The following is a 24,291-nucleotide window of genomic DNA, read 5'->3' on the forward strand; positions in this document are numbered from 1 at the left end:
GCCGCCCCGGCGCAGAAGTTCCCGCCGGCTTTTCGTCTCGTGAAACGGAGAATCCGAACGTCTGACCCATCATAAGGAGGTAAAGGACCATGCGAGCAAAGAGCACTGTCATTTCCAGCATACTTGGCGTCATGCTTCTCGCCGGAGCGGCTTCGGCCTGCACCGACGTGGTCGTCGGAGCGAAAGCTTCCGCCGACGGTTCCGTCATCACTTCCCATACCGCGGACGGCGCGTTCTACGACGCGCAGGTGCGCTTCATCCCCGGCGGCAAGCATGCCGACGGCGAGATGACGCCCGTTTTCTGGAACATCACCAACGACGAATCCGCCGAGATCACGAAGATCGGCGAAATCCCCCAGGCGCCGGAAACCTACGGCTATTTCCACGTCGGCTACCCCTTCATGAACGAGTACGGCCTGGCGATCGGCGAAAGCACATTCGCCCAGAAAGTCGAAATGAAGACGTTCCGGCCCGACGCGCGCGCCATCCTGACGATCGAGCAGCTCGAAGTCCTCGCGCTGCAGCGCACCAAGACCGCCCGCGAGGCCATCGCCCTGATCGGTTCTCTGGCGGAAAAATACGGATTCCTCGGCTCCTGTGATTTCGAAGGTGAAAGCCTGACGATCGCCGACGGCAAGGAAGCCTGGCTGTTCGAGATCCGTTCCGCCGGCATGATGTGGACGCCCGAAAGCGGCAAGCCCGGGGCGTACTGGGTCGCTCAGCGCGTTCCCGACGATATGGTGCTGATTACCTGCAACGTGGCCCGTATCCAGGAAGTCCATCCCGAAGACACGGACAACTTCATGGCCTCCAAGGACTACCGCCAGTTCGCCATCGACATGGGCTGGTGGGATCCCGCAAGCGGCGTCCCCTTCAACTGGGCGAAGGCCTACGCCCCTTACACGGGCGGCTGGGCGCTGTCGTCCGACTGGGTCCGCAACCGTCTCTACTCGCTGTACCGCCGTCTCGATCCCGACCGCGAGTGGGATCCGCTGGCGGAAGCGACGTCTTATCCCTTCGCCGTCAAGCCCGGCAAAAAGCTCTCCGTGCAGGACGTGCAGGCAATGCTGCGCAGCCATCACGACGGCACGCAATTCGACATGTACGACGCCGACGAATGGTTCATCCGCAAGGACGGCAAGCTCGTCAAAAGCCCTCTGGCCTCGCCGTTCCCCACCCGCGACATGCGCGCGCTGCTGAAGATGAACTACAGCCGCCCGGTCTCGGTGATCAACTGCGCCTACAGCTTCGTCGCCCAGGCCCGCAACGGCATGCCCAAGCCCTTGAGCACCATCCTGTGGTTCGGCTTCGACGCGCCCCACACCACCTGTTACGTCCCCATCTACTGCGGCGCGACCGACACAAAGGCCAGCTGGCGTCAGTTCGACCGCGACAGCTACACGCCCGAATCCGCCCAGTGGACGTTCATGCTCGCCGACGACCTCGTCTTGAAACGCTACGCCGAGGCCATGGCCGATCTCGAAGCCGTGCGCACGCCTCTCGAAAAGAGCTTCTTCGACGAGACGGCCCGCATCGACAAGGAAGGCGCCGAACTTTACAAAAAAGATCCCGCCGCTGTCAGCAAGAGGGTCACCGATTTCACCATCGACTGCATGGACAAGGCCGAAAAAGCCTGGCATCAGCTGAACAGGACGTTGATCACCAAGTACATCAACAACAAGAAGAGTTAAGCGTCTGGAAACGCCTGAACGGTTCAGCGCCGCTTCCGCAGGGAAAACGGCCTGGATCGTTCAGTTGCTTCATCAATTCTTATCTTTCACTGGAGGTTTTTTCATGAAAAAGTTATCCGCCGTTTTTGTCGCCTTGCTCGCCGCCTGCGTGCTGAGCAGCTTCGCGTTCGCCGTGGAAGTGCCCAAGCTGAACGCGCCCTTTATCGTTACCACCTGCGGCCAGAGCCCCGGCGCCGTCATGGTGCACATGTCGGCCATGCAGTCGAAGATCGCAGCCAACCACGACAACAAACTCACCGCCGACAAGCTGGCCGCCGCCAACGCCAAGACGCTGATCGTCACTTCCGGCACCAGCATGAAGGGCATGGGCGCCGCCGGCACCAACGTTGAAAACGAGATCGCCCGCTGCACCGAGCTGATCGCCGAAGCCAAGAAGCTCGGCATGACCGTGATCGGCGCTCACATCGAGGGCATGGCCCGCCGCACCGACAACTCCGACGCCGCTTCCATCGAAGCCGTGATGAAGGACGCCGATGTAATCCTCGCCGTCACCGACAGCGACAGCGACGGGTTCTTCACCAAGTACGCCCAGGAACACAACAAACCTCTGATCGTCGTCAAAGACGCTCTGGCCATCGGCCCCGCGCTGAAGGCCGCCGAATAAGGCAAAGGCGTTCCCGCAGCCTGTTCGCCGCTGGAACGCCTTATTTTTCCGCGCTCTTTTCCATTTAAATTTTTTCCGTTGAAAGGACGTATTTGTCAATGACTATGTTTGTCCATTCTTCGCTGGTGCTGGCTGCGGTCGTCGTAGCGTTCGCCATCGGCAAGAAAATGAAGATAAGCACGGAGCTGTCCATGTTTCTCTCGGCCCTGGTCGGGCTGGCGGTGCACGCGCTGCTTCCGAAGGGCGTCGACCCCCGTTCGCCCCTTCCCTTTGTGGAAATGATCCGTCACGTGGTCGAAGGTTCCTTCACTTACTTCGACGTGTGCCTGACCTTCCTGACGGCCACGTTTTTCATGATGCTCTACAAGGAGTCGGGCGGCGTGGCCTACATCGTGCGCTGCATCGTGCGCAGCTTCCATGCGCACCGTTTCGTCTGCCTGCTCTTCCTTACGGTCCTGATGCTGGTTCCCGGCGCCATCACCGGTTCGGGAGCGACGACGGTGCTGACGGTCGGCTCTCTGGTCGGTTCGGTGCTGATGACCATGGGCGTCTCCGAAGACCGCCGCGTGGCGCTGATCTTCCTGCTCGCGGCCATGAGCGCGGCCTGTCCGCCCATCAACCTGTGGGCCATGATGGCGGCCGCCGGCGCGAACATGCCCTACGTCGGATTCGGCGCGCCGCTGGCGCTGATGTCGATCGTCGGCGCTTTGTTCTCCACCTTCTGGCTGGCCGGGCGCGGTAAACCGATCGACGTGGAGCAGGCGCTGAAGGAACTGCCCGAAGCTCCGGCCGGATGGAATTGGCAGAAAGCCGTCATTCCCTTCGTGGTGCTGGTCGGTCTGGTCATCGCCGGACGCGCATTCCCCTTCAACTTCCCCGTCCTCGGCCTGCCGCTGGTGTTCATGATCTCGGCTCTTTCCGTCATCGTGCTGAGCCCCATTCGCCTGCGCATCTTCGCGGTCGCCCGTCAGACGGTCGAGAACCTGCTCGGCCTGGTCGGCGCGATGGTCGTCGTCGGCACGCTGATCCAGGTGCTGGCGCTGAGCGGTGCCCGCGGGCTGCTGTCGCTGATGGTGGTGACGCTGCCGTTGACGGTGCTGTTCGCCACGCTGTGGATCATCCTGCCGCTTTCCGAAGGCGTGCTCCAGTACGCCGTCGCGCCTCTGTTCGGCGTGCCGCTGATCATGCTGTTCAACATGCTCGGGCTCGACCCGATCGTGTCGCTTTCCACCTGGTCGGTGATGTGGCCCGTCGGCGACTGTCTGCCTCCCACCGCGGTGGTCGGGCGCGCGGCGGTCATGGAGCTTGACTACAAGGGAAATTACTGGGGCGGTTTCGTCAAGACCGCGCTGGTCCCCATGCTCTTCATCCTCGCCGTCTGCACGGCCTGCATGGTGTACAGCAAAGAGCTCGCCGCTGTGATTGGAGGTTAGTCGATCATGATCATGCTGAACAATATCGTTATGTGGCTGTATTACGGGATCGCCGCGTTCTTCCTGCTGGCGGTGGTCATGAACTTCGTCAAGACGAAAGATCCGCAGAAAGCCGTGCTTTACAGCATCGTCATGATGCCCTTCGTACTGCGCCTTCTGCGCCTCAAGTAAAGGAGGGCGCGCGCAATGAATCTGAAAGCCGTAAAATGCCTTGCTCTCGTCGTCGCCGGAGCGGCGGCGGCCACCGCAGGCATGCTCTTCAAAGAACACCGCGAATTCAAGGAACCGGTCGTGCCCAGCGCGGCGCTGACTCAGGTCAAAAAACTGAGCGAATACTTCCCCGACGGCGGGCTCAAAGGGACCGTCAACGACGCCAACGTCTACTTTTTCGACAGCGGCGTGCCCGGCGGCACGATCCTGATCATCGGCGGCACTCACCCCGAAGAGCCGGTCGCCAACATGTCGGCCCAGGTTTTCACGGAGAACGTGAAAGTCACGCAGGGACGGGTGATCGTCATCGATCGCCTGAACACCAGCGGCTCGACGCTCACGCGTCTGGGCGAAGCCTATCCCCGCTTCACTCACGTCAAGACGGACTGGGGCGTCAAACGCTGGCGTTTCGGCGACCGCGCCAGCAATCCTCTCGACTCGTGGCCCGATCCCGAAGTGTACATCCACTACCCCAGCGGCCAAAATCTGGCCTACATGGACATCCGCAACGCCAACCGCGCCTGGCCGGGGCGCGCCAACGGGCTGCTCACGGAGCGCACAAATTACGCCGCCATGCAGCTGATCCGCCAGGAACGCGTCGACATGACGATGGACTTCCACGAGGCCGAGCTTGAGTATCCCGTCGAGAACACGATGGTCGTGCATGAAAAGGGGCAGGACGTCGGCGCGATGACGTCGATGACGCTGACCTCGACGATGTTCGACGTCCCCATCGGCATGGAATTCTCGCCCAAAGCCCTGCACGGCCTGTCGCACCGCGAGATCGGCGACCACTCCGAGGCCACGTCCTATCTGTGCGAAGTGGCCGAGCCGATGCTCGACCGTATCCGCGGCATCACCGACGAAGAACTGGCGATGTCGGGCAAGGACCGTTTCGTCATGAAAGCCGGCGAGCACCATCTGCTCTACTCGCCCATCGACGAGAACGGCTGGCCGGCGGAAAAGCGCGTGGCGCGCCACGTGCAGACCGTGCTGACGCTGATCGAAGTCAACAACATGATCCATCCCGACAAGACCATCCTGATCGAGGACGTCCCCGGCTACCGGGAGATCATGGATAAAGGGCTGGGATTCCTGTTCCACAATCCCGCCGAAGCTCCCAAGGACCGTCTGTATTACGATTAGGCCTCAAAGCCAATTCACGAAGGAGGAAAAAAATATGAAACGTATTTCCGCAACGCTTTTCGCCGGCGCCGCTCTGATAGCCGCCGCTTCGGCATCGGTCGCCTGCACGCCTATGGGCGTCGGCCCGAAGGCCACCGCCGACGGTTCGATCCTCGTCGCCCATACCTGCGACAGCTGGTACGACGCCCGCGTGCGCGTGGTGCCCGGCGGCGAGCACCAGCCCGGCGAAATGGTCGACGTCAAGATCGTCTCCTGCATGGACAGCCGTCCCGGCCGTTCGCTGACGGTCGCCGGCCAGATCCCTCAGGTCGAGCGCACCTACACGTATTTCCATATCGGCTATCCGTTCCTCAACGAGCATCAGGTCATGATCGGCGAGCACACATGGACCGGCCGCGATGAAGTGCAGAGCGCCAGCGGCCTGTTCTACATCGAGAACCTCGAGGCCCTCGGCCTGCAGCGCGGCAAGACCGCCCGCGAAGTGATCAAAGTCATGGGCGAACTGGCCGAAAAATACGGCTACGGCGATGGCGGCGAAGGCCTGGTCATCAGCGACGGCAAGGAATTGTGGGTCTTCGAGATCTGCGGCGCCGGCCTGCTGTGGACGAAGGACAGCGGCAAACCGGGCGCCATCTGGGCGGCCCGCCGCGTGCCCGACGACGAGTTCTTCGTCGGCGCCAACCGTTCCCGCCTCGGCGTGATCGACTTCAACGACAAGGACAACTTCATGTACTCCGCCAACATCACCGCGCTGGCCGAGGAAATGGGCTGGTGGAAAAAGGGCGAGCCCTTCAACTTCTCGCACATTTTCGACAACGGCAGCTACGGCGAAGCGGCCAAGAACAGTTTCGGCAGCTCGCGCCGCGAGTGGCGCGCTTTCGACATCGTCGCGCCCTCTCTCAAGCTGACGCCCGGCTCGGGCCTTCAGGATTATCCGTTCTCGGTCAAGCCCGATCACAAGCTGACCGTTCAGGATCTTGAGAAGATCTACAGCGACCACCTCGAAGGCACGCCCTACGACATGACCAAGGGTCTGGCGGCCGGCCCCTTCGGTTCGCCCGCCCGCTTCCGCCCGCAGAAGCCCAAGCACGACATGGAAGACCGCAAGGCGTGGGCTTCCTGGGAACGCGCCATCGCCGTGCCGCAGTGCTCCTACAGCTTCATCGGCCAGACCCGCGCCGACCTGCCCGCGGCGATCGGCGGCGTGCTGTGGTTCGGCCTCGCCGCTCCCGACACGACCGTTTACACGCCCATCTACGCCGGCGTCACCGAACTGCCGCAGAACTGGGGCGACAACGACCGCGTCAACTTCAACACGGAGAACCCCTGGTGGGCGTTCAACTTCGTGCAGCAGTGGGCGCAGCACCGCTGGGACATGATGTACCCCGAGATCCGCGCCAAGAAGGCCGCGATCGAACAGCGTTATTTTGACGCGCAGCCCGGCGTCGAAAAACTGGCGCTTGAGCTCTACGCCAAGGCTCCCGCCGCGGCCAAGGCGTTCCTGACCAACTACTGCGCCACGAACATGAAAGCGCTGGAGAAAGATTGGTGGGCCTTCGCCGCGCAGCTGATCTCCAAGTACGGGCAGATGCCCTTCTACGTCGAAGACAACAAGATCAAGCAGCCCGGCTACGATCCCGAGTGGCTCAAGGCCGTCGATTTCGGCAATACGATGGCCGACGACGTCAAGAACGGGCGCTAAGGCTCCCGAAAAAAACGGCATGAATTAACCTGACAGCACTGTTCCACGTGGAACATTCGAAGAGGCCGAAGGCTGATGAATCAGATTTCATCAGCCTTCGGCCTCTTTTTATCGGCGGCGTATCAAAAAGGAAACGACGTTCCTGCGTCCCTTAGCGCAGATAATTTTTCATCTCGGCGGCGCTGTTGAGGAAGGCCTCGTAGGCGCGCGCCGTTTCGTAGACGTCGGCTTTGCTGGCCAGTTCGAAGGGGGCGTGCATGCTCAGCAGAGCCACGCCGCAGTCGAGCACGTGCATGCCGTAGCGAGAGGCGAAGGGCGCGATCGTGCCGCCGCCGCCCAGGTCGATGCGTCCCATGGTGCTGATCTGCCACGCCACGCCGGCGTCGTCGAAAACGTCGCGAACCATGGCGACGAATTCGGCATTGGCGTCGTTGCAGCCGCTTTTGCCCTTGGAGCCGGCGTACTTGACGATGGCCGGTCCGCTGCCGAGGCGCGCGGTGTTGTTCACCTCGAACGCGTCGGCGAAATTCGGGTCGTAGCCGACGGTGACGTCGGCGGACAGCAGTCTGGAATTCTCCAGCGCCAGATCCAGGTCCAGCGCGTCGCCGCCGCATAGGCGCACGAGGCGGGCGGCAAGGTTTTCCATGTAATGGGAGTTCATGCCGGCGTTGCCGTTGCTGCCGACTTCTTCCTTGTCGACGAACATCACGCCGGCGGTGTAGGCCGGGCGCGCCACGTTCAGCATGGCCCGCAGGGCGGTGTAGACGCAGACGCGGTCGTCGTGCGCGTAGGACGCGATCATCGAGGCGTCGAGGCCGACATCGCGCGCGCGGCCGGCGGGGACCGCTTCGAACTCGGCGCTGACGAAATCCTTTTCGGCGATGCCGTAGCGTTCTTCCAGCAGCGCGAGGATCTGTTTCTTGACGGCATCCCCCTCGGCCCCGGCCAGCGGCACGGAACCGACGACGAGGTTCAGTTCTTCGCCTTTGAGCCCCTCTTCGAGAGAGCGCTTCATCTGCTCGGCGGAAAGGTGCTTGGGCAAATCGCTGACGTACATGACGGGATCGTTTTCGTCCTCGCCGACGACGACGTCGACGCGCTCGCCGCCTTTTTTGACGACGACACCGTGCAGGCTGAGCGGCAGCGCCGCCCACTGGTATTTTTTGATGCCGCCGTAATAATGGGTTTTCATCAACGCGTAGCCGTCCTTCTCGTAAAGGGGGTTGGCGCGCAGGTCGAGGCGCGGCGCGTCGGCGTGGGCGCAGATCAGGTTCATGCCGTCGGTCAGCGGTCTTTGGCCGATCACGAAGAGCGCGGCGGCCTTGTTCTGGCGCAGCGCGTACACTTTGTCGCCGGCGTTCAGTTCGCGGTGCGCCACGCACAGCTCGTCGAGGTCTTCATAGCCGGCGGCGCGCGCCTGACGGATCACTTCGGCCGCGGTCTCGCGTTCGGTCTTGCACACGTCGAGAAAGGCCTTGTAACCTTCGGCGAACTCCATGATCGCGCTCTGCTTGTCCTGCTTCCAGAGCGACGGATAAAGACGGGTAAAACCGTTCTGACTCATTGAGATACCTCCCATAAAACTTAAGATGAATTCGTCCCGTAATTTCAGATTATACCGGAAAACGGAAGAAACCGCAGACGGAATGCCGCTCTGGATATGAAAAGATCATAAAGTTAGCCTGATATGTACCTTCCTTACTGGCTGTCCAGTAAAGAGGGTACATATCAATTTTTTTTCTTTGGCTATACTATAAAGAAATAGTATTACAGAAGTACTTCAAGTTAGCAGCTTAGCCGATGATCATGGCAGATACCCAAGAGCACAAGAAAGCTCTCGTGCTGCTGCAAGTAGCTTGGGGATAACATTTTGCGCTTCCTGCTTGATATCGCGACCCATGATCTTTGCGAGAGCAACGCTCATGGCAGCGATAGTGGCACCTCTGTAATTACGAATAGGAGCTGCAATGCAGTAAAGGCCTTCAACATATTCTTCATCGTCAATACTGTACCCGCGCTCTCTCGTCTGGGCCAATTCAGTGCAAAGAGCTTCAAGGTCAGTGATTGTATTAGCAGTATACCGACGGAGCTGCAGGAGGTCTTCATGGCATTGAATTGTGTTTCTTGCCGCTGTCTCCGACGAATTTCTATAATTTTCCCGAATCTCTTCTTCCGGAAGAGCCGCAAGAAGCATTTTGCCGAGCCCTGTACAGTAAGCCGGCATGTAGGCACCTAGAGGAAGATTGACGCGTATGGTGGACTGGCTCTCGATTTTTTCGATATAAGCGATGGCATAGGACTCCATAACAGCAATGTTCACACCTTCGCCTGTCTGATTCGCGAGACGCGCCATGAAAGGTTTCGCGATTTGACTCAGCCCTAGTGAACGCACAACGCTGTGACCAAGATCGAAAAACTTTAGACTATTCGAGTATTTAAGATTACTTTTATTCTGATTTACATAGCCAAGAGAGCGTAGCGTAGCTAAAAGCCGGTGTACAGTGCTGCGGTCAAGAGAAAGAAGAGAACTTAGTTCAGAAATGCCTAATTCTTGATGTACTTTAAGCATTTCCACAATAGAAAAAGCACGTTCAATTGACTGGACTCGCCCGGCGTTTGACTTATTATCCATAATAACTCTCCTTCATGTGTTCTGTAGTAAAAAATACCCAATAAGCTGCATAATCGGAAGAATCTTTAGGCTAAGATTAGCAGGTAGGTAAATAAAGTGATTGACATCTGGTGAAGGTTATGTATAATGATTTTACTAGGCAATATACCGTTTCGCAATACGAAATTAATTCGGATTTTATGATCTTTATTCATGAATAAGCACGATAAGTCATGAAAAATTATGGAGTATAATTTGATAATCATAGTAATTGGCCTTTGTTTTTATAGCTTTCATAGTTAAAGGAGGAGATACCATGAAGATTGCCATTATCGGCGCAGGGGCGATGGGGAGCCTTTTTGGTGGTTATCTGTCGCAGAAGAACGACGTTTATCTTGTGGATATTTGGGAAGCTCATGTAAACGCAGTGAACGAGCAGGGGCTCAAAATTGAGGAGAAAAACGGAGCACTTCGCGTCTTTCACCCGAAGGCGACAACAGACGCAAGCACTGTAGGCGCAATTGATCTCGCGATCGTGTTCGTAAAATCCATCCAGACCGCCGAGGCAATGGAAAAGAACCATTCATTAATTGGTCCTGATACGATAGTGCTCTCTCTTCAGAATGGTTACGGCAATGACGCAGATATTTGTCGCTTTGTCGATAAAAAGAACGTTATCCTCGGCACCACGGCACATGGTTGCACAATGAAGGGGCCTGGACACGTATACCACGCTGGGGTTGGCTTAAACCATATCGGGCCAATTATCGGAGAGTGCGCAGCGGCTGCAAATGTGGCGGACGTGTTGACTGCCTGCGATTTGAAAACTGATGTTTCCAGCGATGTCATGAGACTTGTATGGAGCAAGCTGTTTGTCAATGTGGGGATCAACGCGATAACCGCTTTGCTGAAGATGCCTAATATCTGTATTGCTGAAAATCATTACGCCAACGCGCTGTCGAAGGAATTGGTATACGAGGCTGTAAAAACGGCAAACGCCGGTGGGGCCAATTTTGATCCATCTCAGGTGTTTGCGAACGTGGTAGACATTGCGCGCGCGACGGGAGCGAACCAGTCGTCCATGTTGCAGGATGTGTTGAAGAATCGGAAAACCGAGATCGGTAAAATCAACGGCGCCGTTATAAAAGAAGCTGAAACACAGCATGTGGACGTGCCCGTGAACAGTACGATCGTGAAATTGATTCAAGCTTTGGAATTGCAATAGAGCGTTACACTATGGCTCTGTCTCAGGTGGAAGCGTTTACAACAAATATCGTTAACTTAAAGGAGACCAGCTATTAAAAGTCAAGCAGGAAATTCGAGCTCATGCCCGAAGTATTTCTAGCCGGTTGCCCGCGTGAAAAAGCCAAAGCGCCCCTGAAAACGGCATATTGGACAGAACTCAGACAAAACAAGCACGCGAACGAGCTCACACGGAAGCGACACGGGCAGGGAACCCCGCGGGAACAGGATCATTCTATGCCCTGGCGGCGTACCTCGTAAGGTTTGTTGGCTTTCAGAACAGCGTAAATCGTATAAAGCAGTTTTCTCGACACAGCCCCCAATGCAGTCCCATGCGCTTTCCCCTCGCCGCGCTTCTTTTCGTAGAACGCTTTGAAGACAGGATCGCATCTGACTGCTATCAGCGCCGACATCCAGACAGCTCGTCTCAGGTAGGGGGATCCTTTCTTGGACAAGCGGTTGTGCTGGCCGACATAGTTCCCCGATTGAAACGAAGTCGGATCGATCCCGGCAAAGGCGACGAGTTTCTTGGGATTGGAGAAACGACTGATATCGCCGATCTCACCGAGGATCACGGCGCCCGTCGCCGGCCCCACGCCGGGGACAGTGAGGATGACAGAGCTAAACTTCCTCAGCTGCCGGGCGATCTTCTTGTCGATCTCATCGATCTGCTTCTCCGTGAATTCGATCTGTTCGATGAGAATCCTGATTTGAAAGGCAAAGGCATCCGAACACAGAGTCAGGCCGACCGAACGCGCCGCCAGAGACTTGAGCTCACGGGCTTTGTCAGTACCGTGCCGGCCCCGGCTGGTTTTTCTGAGCAAAGCGGCCAGCGATTTCGTGTTCACGTCGACCACCTGTTCCGGAGTGCCGTACGTCTTGAGAAATGCCTTTGAACTCTCGCCAAAGACGTTGGAGAACAAGGCGGCATACTCCGGAAACACCTGATCCAGAACGGTGACGACCTGTCGCTTGTAGTCGGCGCAGGAGTCCTTGAGCGACTCTCTGAAACGGGCCAGATTGCGCAGCGCCATGATATCTTCATCAGCCAGATGAGTTGCGCTGAACGAGCCGAAACGGATCACCTCAGCCACCAGAAAGCAGTCGACCGCATCCGTTTTCTGCTTCCGGATGTGGAAGTTCCTCAGACTGTCGGATTGGATCGGGTTGATCACATGCAGAGCAAAACCCTGCTCCCGCAGAAAGGAGTAGAGCGCGAGCCAGTAATGACCGGTCGCCTCCATGCCGATACAGAAGGCCTCCCGCTCGGGAAGACTCTGTTCGAGAAAGAGCAGAAGCTGCTGAAAGCCCTCCTGCGCATTGGCGAAACGCAGCGACTTGCCGACGTGGCTGCCGTCCTCCCTGATAAGCCCTGCTTCGTGATTGTTCTTCCCGATGTCAATACCAAGATAGTACATGAGTCACCTCACCACAACGTATTTGCAGGTGAATTCTCACGCTTCCTGCGGCTCACAACCTCCTTGGACAGACGGAGAAGACTTTCGGTCTCAACATCCAGCTCATTCGTGAACTGCCGCAAGAGGTGAGGCGCCACTCTCCTTTACGAGGAAATGTCCCCAAGGAAACAAACGGCGACGCTCACACTGCATGCTGACATTATCGCAGATTGTTCCGTTCAATAATCTGTCAACAAGTGCGACTACATTATTCTAGGAGGAGGAGTTTGTGATGACGAAAAAGAAAATGACTATTATGGATTTTCAGAAGTACAAAGACGAGGGCAGGAAATTTTCCTACGTAACGGCTTATGATTATACTACGGCTTCAATCGTAAACGATAGTGAGGTAGAAGTGATTCTCGTCGGAGATTCTCTCGGCATGATTATGCTTGGCTATAGCGGTACCACCGCTGTGACCATGGATGATATGATTCATCATATCCGCCCCGTCGTCAAGGGAGCTCCGAATACCTTTATCGTGGGGGACATGCCCTTTGGTTCCTATAACGTGAGCTGCGAGCAGGCTATCATGAATGCGACACGCCTGATCAAGGAGACGGGATGCGATTGCATTAAGCTTGAAGGCGGCGTCGAGATGGCTGATAAAGTCGCCGCAATCGTCAAGGCCGGCATCCCCGTAATGGGCCATATTGGCATGACCCCTCAGACCGCTACTTCCTTTGGCGGATTTAAGGTGCAGGGTGGTACGCCTGAGAGCGCCCGCAAGATTATTGAAGACGCCAAAATTCTTGAAAAAAACGGGGCGTTCTCCATCGTTCTTGAGTGTGTCCCCAACTGTGTTGCCAGGGCTATGTCCAAAGAAGTGAAAATACCCATCCTCGGAATAGGCGCTGGCCCCGACGTAGACTGCCAGGTTCTGGTTACACAGGACCTTCTCGGCATGTACGGCGAGTTTAAGCCCAAATTCGTCAAACAGTTTGCCCAGATTCGCCAGGCTATGGTTGAAGGCCTTAACGAATTTCATAAAGAGACCCTCGATGGCACGTTCCCTTCGCATGAATTCTGCTTCAACAAGCAGGTTGATATTCCTCCAGCATCGGAATAACTTTGGCGTCTTTCAGTAAAACGGTTTTATGCGCGCGAATATACAAAAAACATATCATCAAGGAGGTAAAAACATGAAAAAATTGCTTGCACTCGCGACAGTCCTTTGCACTATGTTAAGCACAAGCGCGTTTGCCGCAGAAGTCCTTAAAGCCTCACATTCTGTGGCACCTTCTCACCCTTACCATCTTGGACTTGTAAAATATGCTGAACTGGTCAAAGAGCGCACAAATGGCGAAGTGTCCATTGATATTTTCCACTCTGCGCAGCTCGGAAATGAACGCGATAACATCGAAGGGCTTCAAATGGGGACGCTGGATCTGTGCGTTTCCTCTACAGGCCCCATGGGTGGCTTTGAACCTAAATTCCTGATGTTTGATCTTCCTTTCCTATTCCGCGACCGAGAACACGTTTATAAGGTGCTCGATGGAGCAATCGGCGAGGAGCTTTTAAAGAAACTAGCCGACGTTGGCATCGTGGGAGCTGCCTACTGGGAAAACGGTTTCCGACAGGTTACGAACTCCAAGCGCCCGATTAACTCGGTAGCCGACATCAAAGGTTTAAAGCTTCGTACCATGGAGAACCAGGTCCATATGGATGCTTTCCGCGCCCTTGGCGTTGACCCGACTCCTATGGCCTGGAGTGAGGTCTTCACAGCTCTTCAGCAGGGAGTTATTGACGGACAGGAAAACCCTGTGCCCATAATTTACGTACAGAAGCTTGTAGAAGCCAATCAGAAATATCTTGCCGTGACGAACCATGTTTATTCGCCATCACTCCTTCTGATCAGCGCAATCACACTCGAACGCTTTGACGAGAATACCCGCAGAATTCTCGTTGACACAGCCAAAGAGGTGGCACCCTATCAGCGCGGTTTGATCAAACAGATGGATGACGAACAGATTGGCTTGCTCCAGGAAGCAGGCATGACAGTGACCTATCCCAATCAGGATGAATTTAAGGCAGCATGCGTACCTGTCTACGAGAAATATGAAAAGAAATTTACAAAAGAACTCATTGACAGCATTATAAATACGAAGTAAAAGATGCGTTTAAAAGCATTAAGTTTCTGAAATTGAATTCATTATTTCGTAACAGATAATACTATGCTTCTATAGATGCTTGATTGCGTTTCAATTTTACAAATCAAGTATTTCTATCTAAAGGCATGATAGCGAAGTTTAGTGTAGGTGAGAGGCTGCGTTGCAAAGACGCAGCCTCTTTTAGGAAGGAGTGCGCATGATGCATAATGTCAGCAACGCTCTGAATTACCTTGTGGAGAAAATTATCTGCGTGTTATTGGCAGCTATGACGGTGGTGACCTTTGCACAGGTCGTTTTCAGAATAATGCATGGCTCTCTGCCATGGTCCGAGGAACTGTCGCGTTACATGATGGTCTATCTGACGTTTCTTGGTTTGAGTGTCGGTGTCAAACGCGGTGCCTTAATAGAGATCGAAGCTTTTATGAGTTTTTTCCCCAAGTCAATACAGCGCTGGACTGCCGTATTCGTAACGATGCTGAATATGGCATTCTTCTACATCTTGATTCGATATGGCATCAAGATAACGATGATCACACTTCGCCAGACATCCCCCGCTATGGGCGTGAAAATGGGCTATATTTACGCTTCAATTGCCATTGGTGCGGCGTTGATGATGCTTCACTCTCTTGATAGTCTCATTCAGAGCTTTAAAAGGGCGGTAGATGGACATGAGTAACGATATCGCATTGATACTTTTTGGATCGTTGCTGGTTCTGTTTTTCCTGAAGGTTCCTATCGGTTTTTCCATCGGAATAGCTTCGGTGCTCACTTTGATGCTATGCACTCGCGTTCCCCTACAAGTGGTACCTCAGAGGCTTTTTACCGCGACGGACTCATTTCCATTCATGGCTGTACCATTCTTTATCCTGTCTGGTAGCTTGATGGAACAGGGGGGAATATCTCAAAGACTGATCTCCCTCGCAAGTGCCTTTCTTGGAGCTTGTCACGGAGGGTTGGGTATGGTATCCATCGTAGCCTGCATGTTTTTTGCGGCGATTTCCGGTTCCTCCGCCGCAACCACAGCCGCTATTGGAGGCATCATGATTCCCGCCATGGTCAAGCACAGCTACGACGTAGGTTTTGCTTCCGCGGTCAACGCCTCAGCGGGGACCATCGGAATCATCATTCCCCCCAGCATTCCCTTTGTTACTTACGCTGTGCTTACAGGCGCGTCAGTGGGAGCCATGTTTCTCGGCGGAATGATTCCCGGTCTGCTGATGGGGCTGTCTCTGATTGTCATAGTCTATGTGATTTCGCGTAAGCGTGGGTATAAAGATGAATATACGGCCAGCTGGCATGATTGCTGGGTTGCTTTTAAAGACGCGATTCTCGCGATCTTCATGCCTATCATCGTCATAGGCGGCATTTACAGCGGCATGTTCACGCCGACAGAGGCGGCTGTCGTGGCTGTCGTTTATGCCTTTGTCATTGGAACTTTTGTCTATCGTCAGCTTAAATTCAAGGTTATTGTAGATGTGCTGATCGAATCCGCGGTCAGCACGGCGGGTATCCTGTTTTTGATCGCTGCTGCATCGCTGTTCGGCTGGATTTTGACGAACAACAGAATCCCCGACGTGATCGCCAAATGGATGCTTTCCGTATCCTCAAATCCGGTGATAATCCTGTTGCTGATCAACGTGCTTCTGCTTGTTGTCGGCACGTTCCTTGACACCGTGGCGGCGTTAATCATCCTGGTTCCCATACTTTTCCCGATTTCTGTCCAGCTTGGCATTGATCCTATTCACTTTGGTCTGATAATTTGTGTCAACCTGGCTATTGGACAGGTTACTCCGCCTTTTGGAATCTGCCTTTTTGTGGCTTGTGGTGTCTCTGGCATTAAACTTGAGAAAATCGCAAAGAGCGTTTTGCCTTTCATTCTGGCGCTCGTGGTGGATGTGCTTCTCGTCACTTATCTGCCCTGGCTCAGCACATGGTTGCCCCGAGCCCTGATGTGACGACAATGCGGTGCGGGCATATCTGTCATGCCACAGCTGACAGATGGCTGTGAGGTTGTTGTGCATTACAATTGTTGATCCTGTGGTGCAAAATAATCATAAGGAGGAGGAATGAAAATGACAGCTTTAGCGTGGATAGGGGTAATGTTTATTCTCGCAGTGCTATTGCGGGCAAAGATCTTCTTTTTAGGGAAATCTCTGGTACCTGCATGTGTCATTGCAGGTGTTGTCGGGTTCGCATTTATGAATACGACTGGACTTGGCGGTTCCTCATCGGCTGATTACAGCTACATTTCAGGGCAACTCTATACGTTCCTTTTTATTAACATGGGTATTACTCTCGCGGCGAAAAAAGATCAGGCGGCACATAAAACAATGCCACACCGTCTTTCGGGGTTCCGTGAAAAAATTGCTGGCAGCATGTTTTCAGGTATCCTTGGAATGGGCTCGTTCTGGGCTCTAGCCTATTCGTTCCAGGCTCTGATCGGTTTCGGCCTTCTGTGCCTGATTGGACAATACTGGGGGATGGATCCTACATATGGGCTCCTCATCTCTTTCGGTTTCGCTCAGGGGCCTGGACAGGCAGTCACATACGGAATTCAGATGGAGGCTGCGGGGTGGAGCCACGCTGTTCAGGTGGGCATTACCTTTGCGTCTATGGGCTTTCTGGTCGCGTTTATCTTCGGCGTACCCTACGCAAAGAGGGGCATCAAAATGGGAATCGCAAGTTCAAGCGTCCGCCTTGGCGACGACGTAGCCCTGGGATTTTATGAGCCTGAAAAACAAGAAAATTACGGCAAGCTCACAACTTTTGGCGGCAACCTTGATGTCCTGACATTCCACGTCGCTCTTGTTGGCGTGGCTTGGATTATGGGTATCTATGTCGGCAAGCTGTGGGGGTTCTTCCCCGGCTATTTTGGAAGACTCTTCTCTCAGTTGCTGTTCTTTAACGGCATGCTCTGCGCCTATGCCCTCCGCTGGTTCGTCGGCAGGTTCGGGCTGTTAAAGTATCTCGACAGAGGTACTCAGATCCGCATTGGCGCTCTCTGCACAGACCTGATGGTGGCTTCAGCTTTCATGGCCATTGACATGCAGATCGTGGGCAAGTGGATGGTGCCTATTCTGATCATCTGCGTAGTCGCCTCTCTTGTCACGTGGTACGCCATTCTTTACTTCGGCGCGCGCTTTGGCGGAAGTAACGACTTTGAGCGCATTCTCGGTGAGTGGGGAACCGCGACGGGCACGAACGCTACGGGACTCTCTCTTGTCCGTATCGTCGACCCCGAAGCGGAGACAACAACCGCGGCGGAACTGGGGCCAGCAAACATCGTGAACGTTCCCGCGTCATACTTTGTCATGCCTGCTATTCTGGCCTACTCAGCCCGTTCCATGAGCAGGAGCTCTATGATCTTCTGCCTTGTGGCTGTTCTCGTCAGCTATCTTGTCTTTATGCGCGTCGTCGGCGTTTGGGGCAAGAAGACCTTTGACATGGCAAAAGGCGAGAAGTACCAGGATGGCAAACTCATCATGAAAGACGGCAAAACGGTGGCATGACATTTATTGACAACTGAAATGCTGTGACTGTTCTCTGCGGGATCGGTCCTGAGGTGAGAATCGCAGGCAGGCTAATGGTTTGGCATGTTTGTGTCTGCGGGACACTGTGGGGCCGGTCCTTGAATTTATTATGAAATAGCTGAGGGAGTGAGAATATGAAGACGCGCGACCACAAAGGAAGAATATCGGAAAGCATGATTGGAGGCTATTCATATCTGGATACAGCTTTTATAAATGGCAAAGTGATCACTGTGAACGAAGCCGACGAGATTGTTGAGGCCGTCGGCGTCAAGGGAAACAAAATCGCCTTTATCGGAAGCGACAGTGAGATAGACGGCCTCATCGCCCCTGAAACGCGGGTCATTGACCTCAAGGGACGAACGCTGATGCCTGGCATCAACGATACTCATTTTCACCCGATACTGAACGGAATGCTCGGCTGCGATCCCAACTCGGCTATTATTGACACAACGCTCAAGCGTTGCGGTTCCATTGTCGAACTTCTGGATTTGCTTCGCTGTGCAGTCCAGCATAAGAAGCCAGGCGAGTGGATATCCATGATGGGTTATGAACCACTGCTTCTGTGCGAGAAGCGGCATCCGACTTTAGAAGAGCTTGACGAGGTTGCTCCTTTAAATCCAGTCCAATGCATGCACGGAGGCGGGCACATTTGCATGTATAACACCCTGGCGCTGGCGTGCCTTGGCGTGACATCGCCAAAGGACGCCGCGAAATTTCCCCCCGATGAGGTAGAAGTGGTAAATGGAGCCCTCACTGGCATGGTGAGAGGTCACACTCACTTTTTACTCTGGTCTCACGTCGGTTACACGGAAGACCAGCAGAAAGAAGCGGCGCTGGTGTCGCAACGGCAATTGCTTGAGGCTGGAGTCACTTCGGTTGGAGATATGGGAGAATGCGGGCGCACATCTTATCACGTTATGCAGAAACTCTGCCGTGAAGGTGCGTTCAAAGTGCGTGTCAACATGGCGCTTCACAGCATCTTTGGCAAACCATTCTCTCTTGCTGAGAATCAGAGCTGGCTTGACCTAGGATTCCTCACGGGCCTTGGCGATGAACATTTCAGAGTAGGACCGTGCAAATTCATGATCGATGGCGGTTCAGGTGGTCCATCCTGCGCGACTCGTGAGCCCTATTCACATGCCCCCTCAATGGTTCGCGAAAGAGGCTGGGAGCGCCAGGAAGTTTCAGACTACATTAAGAAGATAAATGACGCCGAATGCCAGGCTACAGCGCACGCCATTGGTGACCTTGCTATTGAATTCATGATAGAGGGCTTTGAAAGGGTCTTTGCTGAAGATCCTGACAGAGTGCGGCGTTTGCGCCATCGGATTGAGCACTGCACGATAGTCGATCAGGATCTGATTGACAGAATGGCGGTCATGAACATCTGCCCGTCTGTCAATGCCGGTCTCGTCGCCATGCTCGGAGCCAATTTCACGCGCTTTTACGGTGAACGAAACAGATATCTTGGGGCACTGAGAAGCATGATTGACAAAGGAGTAAAATGCTCGCTTCACAGTGACGCGCCCTCCGGACCAGTGGGACTTAAGTGCATTGACGGTTGTGTCAACAGGTATGACAGAGTAAAGGGCGTTCAGTGCGATCGTACTCAGGCTATAACCCCTCTTGAGGCGATTCGAGTCGCAACGCTTAACGGCGCATATTCTACTTTTGAGGAAAACATCAAGGGCAGCGTAGAGGTTGGCAAGCTGGCTGACTTGATAGTGCTTTCTGATGACATATTGAGCATTGCTCCTATGGACATTGACAAACTGAAAGTTGATATAACAATGATTGATGGTGATATCCTCTTCTCAAGATAAGAAGTGCAACCTCTCAACGGAAAAGAGTTTTTCGATACCGTGTTGCATTTACTTTGGGGTTTGGCATGTCAGAAATTATATAATTAAGTTTCAGAATTCATCTTGCATCTCAGAACTGTTTTCCGCATAATAGACACCACAGAACGTACAATTTTGGGCGCTGGTTGCGCCGCAAGAATACAGATGGCAGTATCAGCATGAATTGAAAGCACACGGTATTATCCAGTCGATGTTAAGGAAAGGCAATTGCTACGATAACTGTATTATGGAGACGTTCTTCGGGAGACTGAAGAATGAGATGTATTATAGACATGAGCAGGAATATAGGGCATTTAAGGATTTTACCAGTGCAATCAGAAAATATATAAAATACTATAACAATGAGCGGAACCAGATCAAAACAAAATGGATGCCGCCTGTAAAGTACAGGATAGCATCCATGTCTCGCGAGTTCGATCAGTAATCATTGTGTCCAGGATTCTGGGTACATATCAGGCTAACTTTGCGGCTTTTTTCAGCGTTTCTTCGCGGCGTTGTCGAGGTTCCGCAGGATCTCGTCCATGGTATGCCAGCCCAGCACGGCGCACTTGACGCGCGCCGGCATGTGGGAAACGTCGCGCAGCGCGCCGGCCTCTTCGAGCTCTTCGATCTCTTCCTCGGAGGCCGCGCCCTGGATCATGCGCCGGAAGATATCCGACAGACGCAGGGCCTCCTCTTTCGTGCGGCCGATGACGAGGTCGAGCATGATGTCCGCCGAAGCCTGCGAGATCGCGCAGCCGTCGCCCGCGAACGCGCCGTCGACGATGACGCCGTTTTCGATTTTGAGGCTGAGCGTGATGTCGTCGCCGCAGGACGGGTTGACGCCTTCCAGCGAGAAGCCGGCGTTTTCGAGCGCGTGTTTGTGCGCCGGACGAACGTTGTGTTCGGTGAGGATTTCGTTGTAAAACGTCCTATTCTCCATCGCGGCCCATCTTCTTTCGGATGCCCGCCAGGCAGGCGATAAAACGGCGGATGTCTTCCTCCGTGTTGTAAAAGGCGATGCTGGCGCGCGCCGTCGAGCGGCAGCCGAGATGTTCGAGCAGCGGCTGGGCGCAGTGATGGCCGGCCCGCACGCAGATGCCGGCTTCGTCGCAGATCGCCGCGATGTCGTGCGGATGCACCCCGTCGACCGTGAAGGAAAGGATGCCGTGGTGGTCGAGTGGATCGCCGCTGCCGAGCACATGCACGTGCGGGATCTTTTTCATTTCCGCCAGCGCCAGCGCGCAGAGGGCGTTTTCGCGGCGCTGGATCGTTTCGAAGCCGACGGACTGGATGTATTCGATCGCCGCCGCCAATCCCGCGGCGCCGCCGGCGTTGACGGTGCCGGCCTCGAACTTGTGCGGCACGGGCGCGTAGGTGGCGCCGTCGCGCCGGACGGACTCGATCATCTCGCCGCCGTAGAGGAAGGGCGGCATTTTGTCGAGCAGCTTGCGCCGTCCGTACAGCACGCCGACGCCCATCGGCGCCAGCATCTTGTGCCCGGAAAAGGCGAGAAAATCGACGCCGAGCTCCCGCACGTCCACGGGCAGGTGCGGCACGCTCTGCGCGCCGTCGGCGACGAGGATCGTGCCGTTGCGGCGGCACAATTCGGCAAAAGTTTTGAGATCGTTTTCCACGCCCAGCACGTTGGAAACGTGCGTCACCGCCGCCAGCCGCGTGCGCGGCGTCAGCGCCACGGCGAACGTTTCCGCCGTCAGGGAGCCGTCCGGCGCGCAGTCGACAAACTTCAACGCCGCGCCGGCCGCGCGGGCGGCGTTCTGCCAGGGCAGCAGATTGCTGTGGTGCTCCATGACGCTGACGAGGATCTCGTCGCCGGGGCGCAAAAAGTTCATGCCCCAGCTGTAGGCGACGAGGTTCAAGCTCTCCGTGGCGTTGCGAGTGAAAACGATCTCCTCGGGCGCGGCGGCGTTGACGAACTTCTGAACGGCCGCGCGCGCGTTTTCGTAGGCCTCCGTCGCCGCCACGCTCAGCCGGTACAGGCCGCGCAGCGGGTTGGCGTTGTTTTTCTCGTAATAATCCCGCACCGCGTCCAGCACGCGCTTTGGCTTCTGCGTCGTCGCCGAGCTGTCGAGATAGACCAGATCTTTATCGGCGAAAATCGGAAAGTCGCCGCGCAGGCGCTCGTCTTCCCGTTTCAGTTCCGTTTCATTCATCGTTCGTTCCTCCGTTCAACCAGCGTTCCACGCCGCGCCGCGTCGTTTCGTCGGGAATTTTCGCGGCCACGGCGGCGACGCGCGCGCGGGCCATCATCTCGTACGCGTCGTCGCGGGGCAGCCCGCGCGACTCAAGATAAAACAGCAGCCGGTCGTCGAGGCGTCCGATCGTGGCGCCGTGATTGCCCGTCACGTCGTCTTCGCCGCAGAGGATCAGCGGGATCGTCCGGTTGACGACGCCGTCGTCCAGCAGCAGCACGTCCTCTTTTTCGTCGCCCGACGCCTGCGCGGCGCCGCGGCGAAAGTCGATCGTACCGCGGAACAGTTTGAAAGCCTTCTCCCGCAGCACGCCGGAAGCGTTGATCTCGCTTTGCGTGCGGCGTCCTTCGTGCAGCGCCGTGTAGTTCATGTCGAGCCGTTCGGTTCCGCGCAACAGATAGCCGACGTCGGCCTTCAGCGCGCTGCGTCGCCCTTCGAGGGCACACTGCGCGCCCATGAAGACGTTCCCGCCGCCCAGCGCCAGCTGGATCAGCTCCACCCGCGCGCCGTCGGCGCACCGCGCGCCCACGTCGTTGAAAAACGTCAGCCCGCCGCCAAGCCGTTGGATCTGCACCAGACGCAGCAGCGAGTTCCGCCCCAGCGCCATCTTCGTCTGCGCGCCGGCGAACCCCGCCGCGCCGGGGGCCGAACGGAAATCCATGACCGCCGTCAGCTCGCCGCCTTCGCCCGTCTCCAGCTCCACGGCGTTGAACGCTGCCGCGCCGTCCGCATAATCAAAGCTGAAACGCAGCGCTTCGTCCACTTTTCCAGCGGCCGCGTATCTGCGGACCGGCAGCGCCGCCTCCTCCACCAACCGCTCCACGTCCGGCCCCATGCCGGACGCGCAGCGCAGCGACGGCGCGGGCAGCGTTTCATCCGCGACGCCCGCGGGGACTTCGGCGGCAAAAGCTCCCTCGCCGCCGACCCGCGCAGCCGTTTCCGTCCCGTTCATGCGCAGCCAGTTCCACGTCGGCGCGGGCAGGCGATTGACCTTCATCTCCATCGAATCCATGAAAGTTTTCCTCCTCTAGCCGATGCTGCCCTTCATTTCCAGGCGGATCAGATTGTTCATTTCCACCGCGTATTCCAGCGGCAGCTCCTTGGAGACGTTGTCGGCGAAACCGCTGACGATCATGGCGCGCGCCTCGTCCTCGGGGATGCCGCGCGACATCAGGTAGAACACCGCTTCGTCGCTGATGCGGCCGATCTTGGCTTCGTGACCGACGTCGGCATCCGGCGTGCGGACGTCCACAGCGGGGATCGTGTCGCTGCGGCTGATCGCGTCGAGCATCAGCGACTGGCACGAGACCGACGACTTGGCGCGCTTCGCTGCGGCGTTCACGACCACGGCGCTGCGGAAGGTGCCGACGCCGCCGTCCTTGGAGATCGAGCGTGTGGCGACGTACGACGACGTCGAGGGCGCGGCGTGCACGACCTTCATGCCCGTGTCGAGATTCTGCCCGCGCCCGGCGAAGGTGATGCCGGTGAACTCCATGCGCGCGCCGTCTCCGTTCAGGATCGTCATCGGATAGAGATACGAGACGTGCGAGCCGAACGATCCCGACACCCATTCCATGATTCCGCCCTCCTCGACGACGGCGCGCTTGGTGTTGAGGTTGTACATGTTCTTCGACCAGTTCTCGATCGTGGAATAGCGCAGCCGCGCGTTTTTGCCCACGAACAGCTCTACGCAGCCGGCGTGCAGGTTGGCCACGTTGTACTTGGGCGCCGAGCAGCCTTCGATGAAGTGCAGGTCGGCTCCTTCGTCGAGGATGATCAGCGTGTGCTCGAACTGTCCCGCGCCGGGCGCGTTGAGGCGGAAATACGACTGCAGCGGAATCTCCACCTTCACGCGCGGCGGCACGTAGACGAAGGAGCCGCCCGACCAGACCGCGCCGTGCAGCGCCGCGAACTTGTGGTCGCGCGGCGGCACCAGCTTCATGAAATGCTCCCGGATCATCTCCGCGTACGGGCCGCGCAGCGCGCTCTCCAGATCGGTATAGACCACGCCCTGCGCCGCCACTTCGGCCTTGACGTTGTGATAGACCAGCTCGGAATCGTACTGCGCGCCGACGCCGGCCAGCGACTGCCGCTCCGCCTGCGGGATGCCGAGGCGCTCGAACGTAGTTTTGATGTCCGCCGGCACGTCGTCCCAACTCGCGTGCATGCGCTCCGTATCGGGGCGCACGTAGGTGACGATGTTTTCCATGTTCAGCCCGTCGAGCGGCGGCCCCCAGTCGGGGAGCGGCAGCTCGCCGTAAACTTTCAGCGCGTTCAGGCGAAACTCGCGCATCCACGGCGGATCGTTTTTTTCCGCGGAGATCCGGGCGACGATCTCCGTCGTCAGCCCCTCTTCGACTTTGTAGGCGTCCTTGCCGTCGAAACGGAAGTCGTAGCGGCTGCGGTCCAGGTCTTCGACGTACGTCTTTTCTTTCATGGA

General features: G+C 56.3%; 20 protein-coding genes. 13 read left to right on the forward strand and 7 right to left on the reverse strand.

Annotated features, from left to right (window positions below; all coding sequences use genetic code 11):
- Positions 1 to 89 precede the first annotated feature (89 nt).
- The 6 genes from RAH42_RS10260 to RAH42_RS10285 all read left to right on the forward strand — a co-directional run bounded on the left by RAH42_RS10260 (position 90) and on the right by RAH42_RS10285 (position 6,846).
- Positions 90 to 1,691, forward strand: coding sequence for a C69 family dipeptidase (locus RAH42_RS10260; protein ID WP_317539425.1), 1,602 nt, complete (start codon positions 90 to 92; stop codon positions 1,689 to 1,691).
- Between the two features lie 103 nt (positions 1,692 to 1,794).
- Entirely contained in the window at positions 1,795 to 2,355 is a 561-nt protein-coding gene (locus tag RAH42_RS10265) for a DUF6305 family protein (protein ID WP_078016682.1), read from the forward strand.
- Between the two features lie 98 nt (positions 2,356 to 2,453).
- Positions 2,454 to 3,788: a C4-dicarboxylate ABC transporter gene (locus tag RAH42_RS10270; protein WP_078016683.1), complete on the forward strand. Its 1,335-nt coding sequence runs from the start codon at positions 2,454 to 2,456 to the stop codon at positions 3,786 to 3,788.
- 6 nt (positions 3,789 to 3,794) lie between these two features.
- A complete protein-coding gene (locus tag RAH42_RS10275; RefSeq protein ID WP_168170081.1) occupies positions 3,795 to 3,959 on the forward strand; it encodes a hypothetical protein in 165 nt (54 codons plus the stop codon).
- 15 nt (positions 3,960 to 3,974) lie between these two features.
- Positions 3,975 to 5,144 (forward strand): succinylglutamate desuccinylase, encoded by a 1,170-nt coding sequence (locus tag RAH42_RS10280; protein WP_078016684.1) that lies wholly within the window; start codon positions 3,975 to 3,977, stop codon positions 5,142 to 5,144.
- A gap of 34 nt (positions 5,145 to 5,178) precedes the next feature.
- Positions 5,179 to 6,846, forward strand: coding sequence for a C69 family dipeptidase (locus RAH42_RS10285; protein WP_078016685.1), 1,668 nt, complete (start codon positions 5,179 to 5,181; stop codon positions 6,844 to 6,846).
- A gap of 151 nt (positions 6,847 to 6,997) precedes the next feature.
- On the opposite strand, the gene RAH42_RS10290 is transcribed toward RAH42_RS10285, so the two are convergent.
- A complete protein-coding gene (locus tag RAH42_RS10290; protein ID WP_078016686.1) occupies positions 6,998 to 8,410 on the reverse strand; it encodes an aminopeptidase in 1,413 nt (470 codons plus the stop codon).
- A 240-nt stretch (positions 8,411 to 8,650) separates the two neighbouring features.
- Positions 8,651 to 9,478: an IclR family transcriptional regulator gene (locus RAH42_RS10295; RefSeq protein WP_078016687.1), complete on the reverse strand. Its 828-nt coding sequence runs from the start codon at positions 9,476 to 9,478 to the stop codon at positions 8,651 to 8,653.
- Between the two features lie 295 nt (positions 9,479 to 9,773).
- On the opposite strand from RAH42_RS10295, the gene RAH42_RS10300 reads away from it, so the two are divergent.
- Positions 9,774 to 10,682 carry a 2-dehydropantoate 2-reductase gene (locus RAH42_RS10300; protein WP_078016688.1) on the forward strand — a complete coding sequence of 303 codons (909 nt, stop codon included), beginning with the start codon at positions 9,774 to 9,776 and terminating at the stop codon, positions 10,680 to 10,682.
- Positions 10,683 to 10,929: 247 nt separating this feature from the next.
- On the opposite strand, the gene RAH42_RS10305 is transcribed toward RAH42_RS10300, so the two are convergent.
- On the reverse strand, positions 10,930 to 12,117 hold the full coding sequence (locus tag RAH42_RS10305) for an IS110 family transposase (RefSeq protein ID WP_317539426.1): 1,188 nt from the start codon (positions 12,115 to 12,117) through the stop codon (positions 10,930 to 10,932).
- A 271-nt stretch (positions 12,118 to 12,388) separates the two neighbouring features.
- On the opposite strand from RAH42_RS10305, the gene panB reads away from it, so the two are divergent.
- The 6 genes from panB to RAH42_RS10335 all read left to right on the forward strand — a co-directional run bounded on the left by panB (position 12,389) and on the right by RAH42_RS10335 (position 19,620).
- Complete coding sequence (panB, locus tag RAH42_RS10310) at positions 12,389 to 13,225, forward strand: 3-methyl-2-oxobutanoate hydroxymethyltransferase (protein WP_078016255.1); 837 nt, start codon at positions 12,389 to 12,391, stop codon at positions 13,223 to 13,225.
- A gap of 73 nt (positions 13,226 to 13,298) precedes the next feature.
- Positions 13,299 to 14,267 carry a TRAP transporter substrate-binding protein gene (locus RAH42_RS10315; protein ID WP_078016256.1) on the forward strand — a complete coding sequence of 323 codons (969 nt, stop codon included), beginning with the start codon at positions 13,299 to 13,301 and terminating at the stop codon, positions 14,265 to 14,267.
- A gap of 196 nt (positions 14,268 to 14,463) precedes the next feature.
- On the forward strand, positions 14,464 to 14,943 hold the full coding sequence (locus RAH42_RS10320) for a TRAP transporter small permease (RefSeq protein ID WP_078016257.1): 480 nt from the start codon (positions 14,464 to 14,466) through the stop codon (positions 14,941 to 14,943).
- Complete coding sequence (locus RAH42_RS10325; RefSeq protein WP_078016305.1) at positions 14,936 to 16,222, forward strand: TRAP transporter large permease; 1,287 nt, start codon at positions 14,936 to 14,938, stop codon at positions 16,220 to 16,222. The genes RAH42_RS10320 and RAH42_RS10325 overlap by 8 nt, the downstream gene beginning before the upstream one ends.
- Positions 16,223 to 16,339: 117 nt before the next feature.
- A complete protein-coding gene (locus RAH42_RS10330; protein WP_240496135.1) occupies positions 16,340 to 17,776 on the forward strand; it encodes a sodium:glutamate symporter in 1,437 nt (478 codons plus the stop codon).
- Between the two features lie 155 nt (positions 17,777 to 17,931).
- Positions 17,932 to 19,620, forward strand: a complete 1,689-nt coding sequence (locus RAH42_RS10335; RefSeq protein WP_078016259.1) for an amidohydrolase — start codon at positions 17,932 to 17,934, stop codon at positions 19,618 to 19,620.
- A 514-nt stretch (positions 19,621 to 20,134) separates the two neighbouring features.
- Here RAH42_RS10335 and sufU read toward each other — a convergent pair.
- Genes sufU through sufB form a run of 4 tightly spaced genes read right to left on the reverse strand, consistent with a single transcriptional unit; the run spans position 20,135 to position 24,288 of the window.
- Positions 20,135 to 20,581, reverse strand: a complete 447-nt coding sequence (gene sufU, locus RAH42_RS10340; protein WP_078016261.1) for a Fe-S cluster assembly sulfur transfer protein SufU — start codon at positions 20,579 to 20,581, stop codon at positions 20,135 to 20,137.
- Positions 20,571 to 21,812 carry a SufS family cysteine desulfurase gene (locus tag RAH42_RS10345; protein WP_078016262.1) on the reverse strand — a complete coding sequence of 414 codons (1,242 nt, stop codon included), beginning with the start codon at positions 21,810 to 21,812 and terminating at the stop codon, positions 20,571 to 20,573. The genes sufU and RAH42_RS10345 overlap by 11 nt, the downstream gene beginning before the upstream one ends.
- A complete protein-coding gene (locus RAH42_RS10350) occupies positions 21,805 to 22,863 on the reverse strand; it encodes a SufD family Fe-S cluster assembly protein (protein WP_317539427.1) in 1,059 nt (352 codons plus the stop codon). The genes RAH42_RS10345 and RAH42_RS10350 overlap by 8 nt, the downstream gene beginning before the upstream one ends.
- 15 nt (positions 22,864 to 22,878) lie before the next feature.
- Positions 22,879 to 24,288 (reverse strand): Fe-S cluster assembly protein SufB, encoded by a 1,410-nt coding sequence (sufB, locus tag RAH42_RS10355; RefSeq protein WP_317539428.1) that lies wholly within the window; start codon positions 24,286 to 24,288, stop codon positions 22,879 to 22,881.
- Positions 24,289 to 24,291: the final 3 nt, after the last annotated feature.

Origin of the sequence: Pyramidobacter sp. YE332 (assembly GCF_033060595.1) — a bacterium.
GTDB lineage: Bacteria > Synergistota > Synergistia > Synergistales > Dethiosulfovibrionaceae > Pyramidobacter.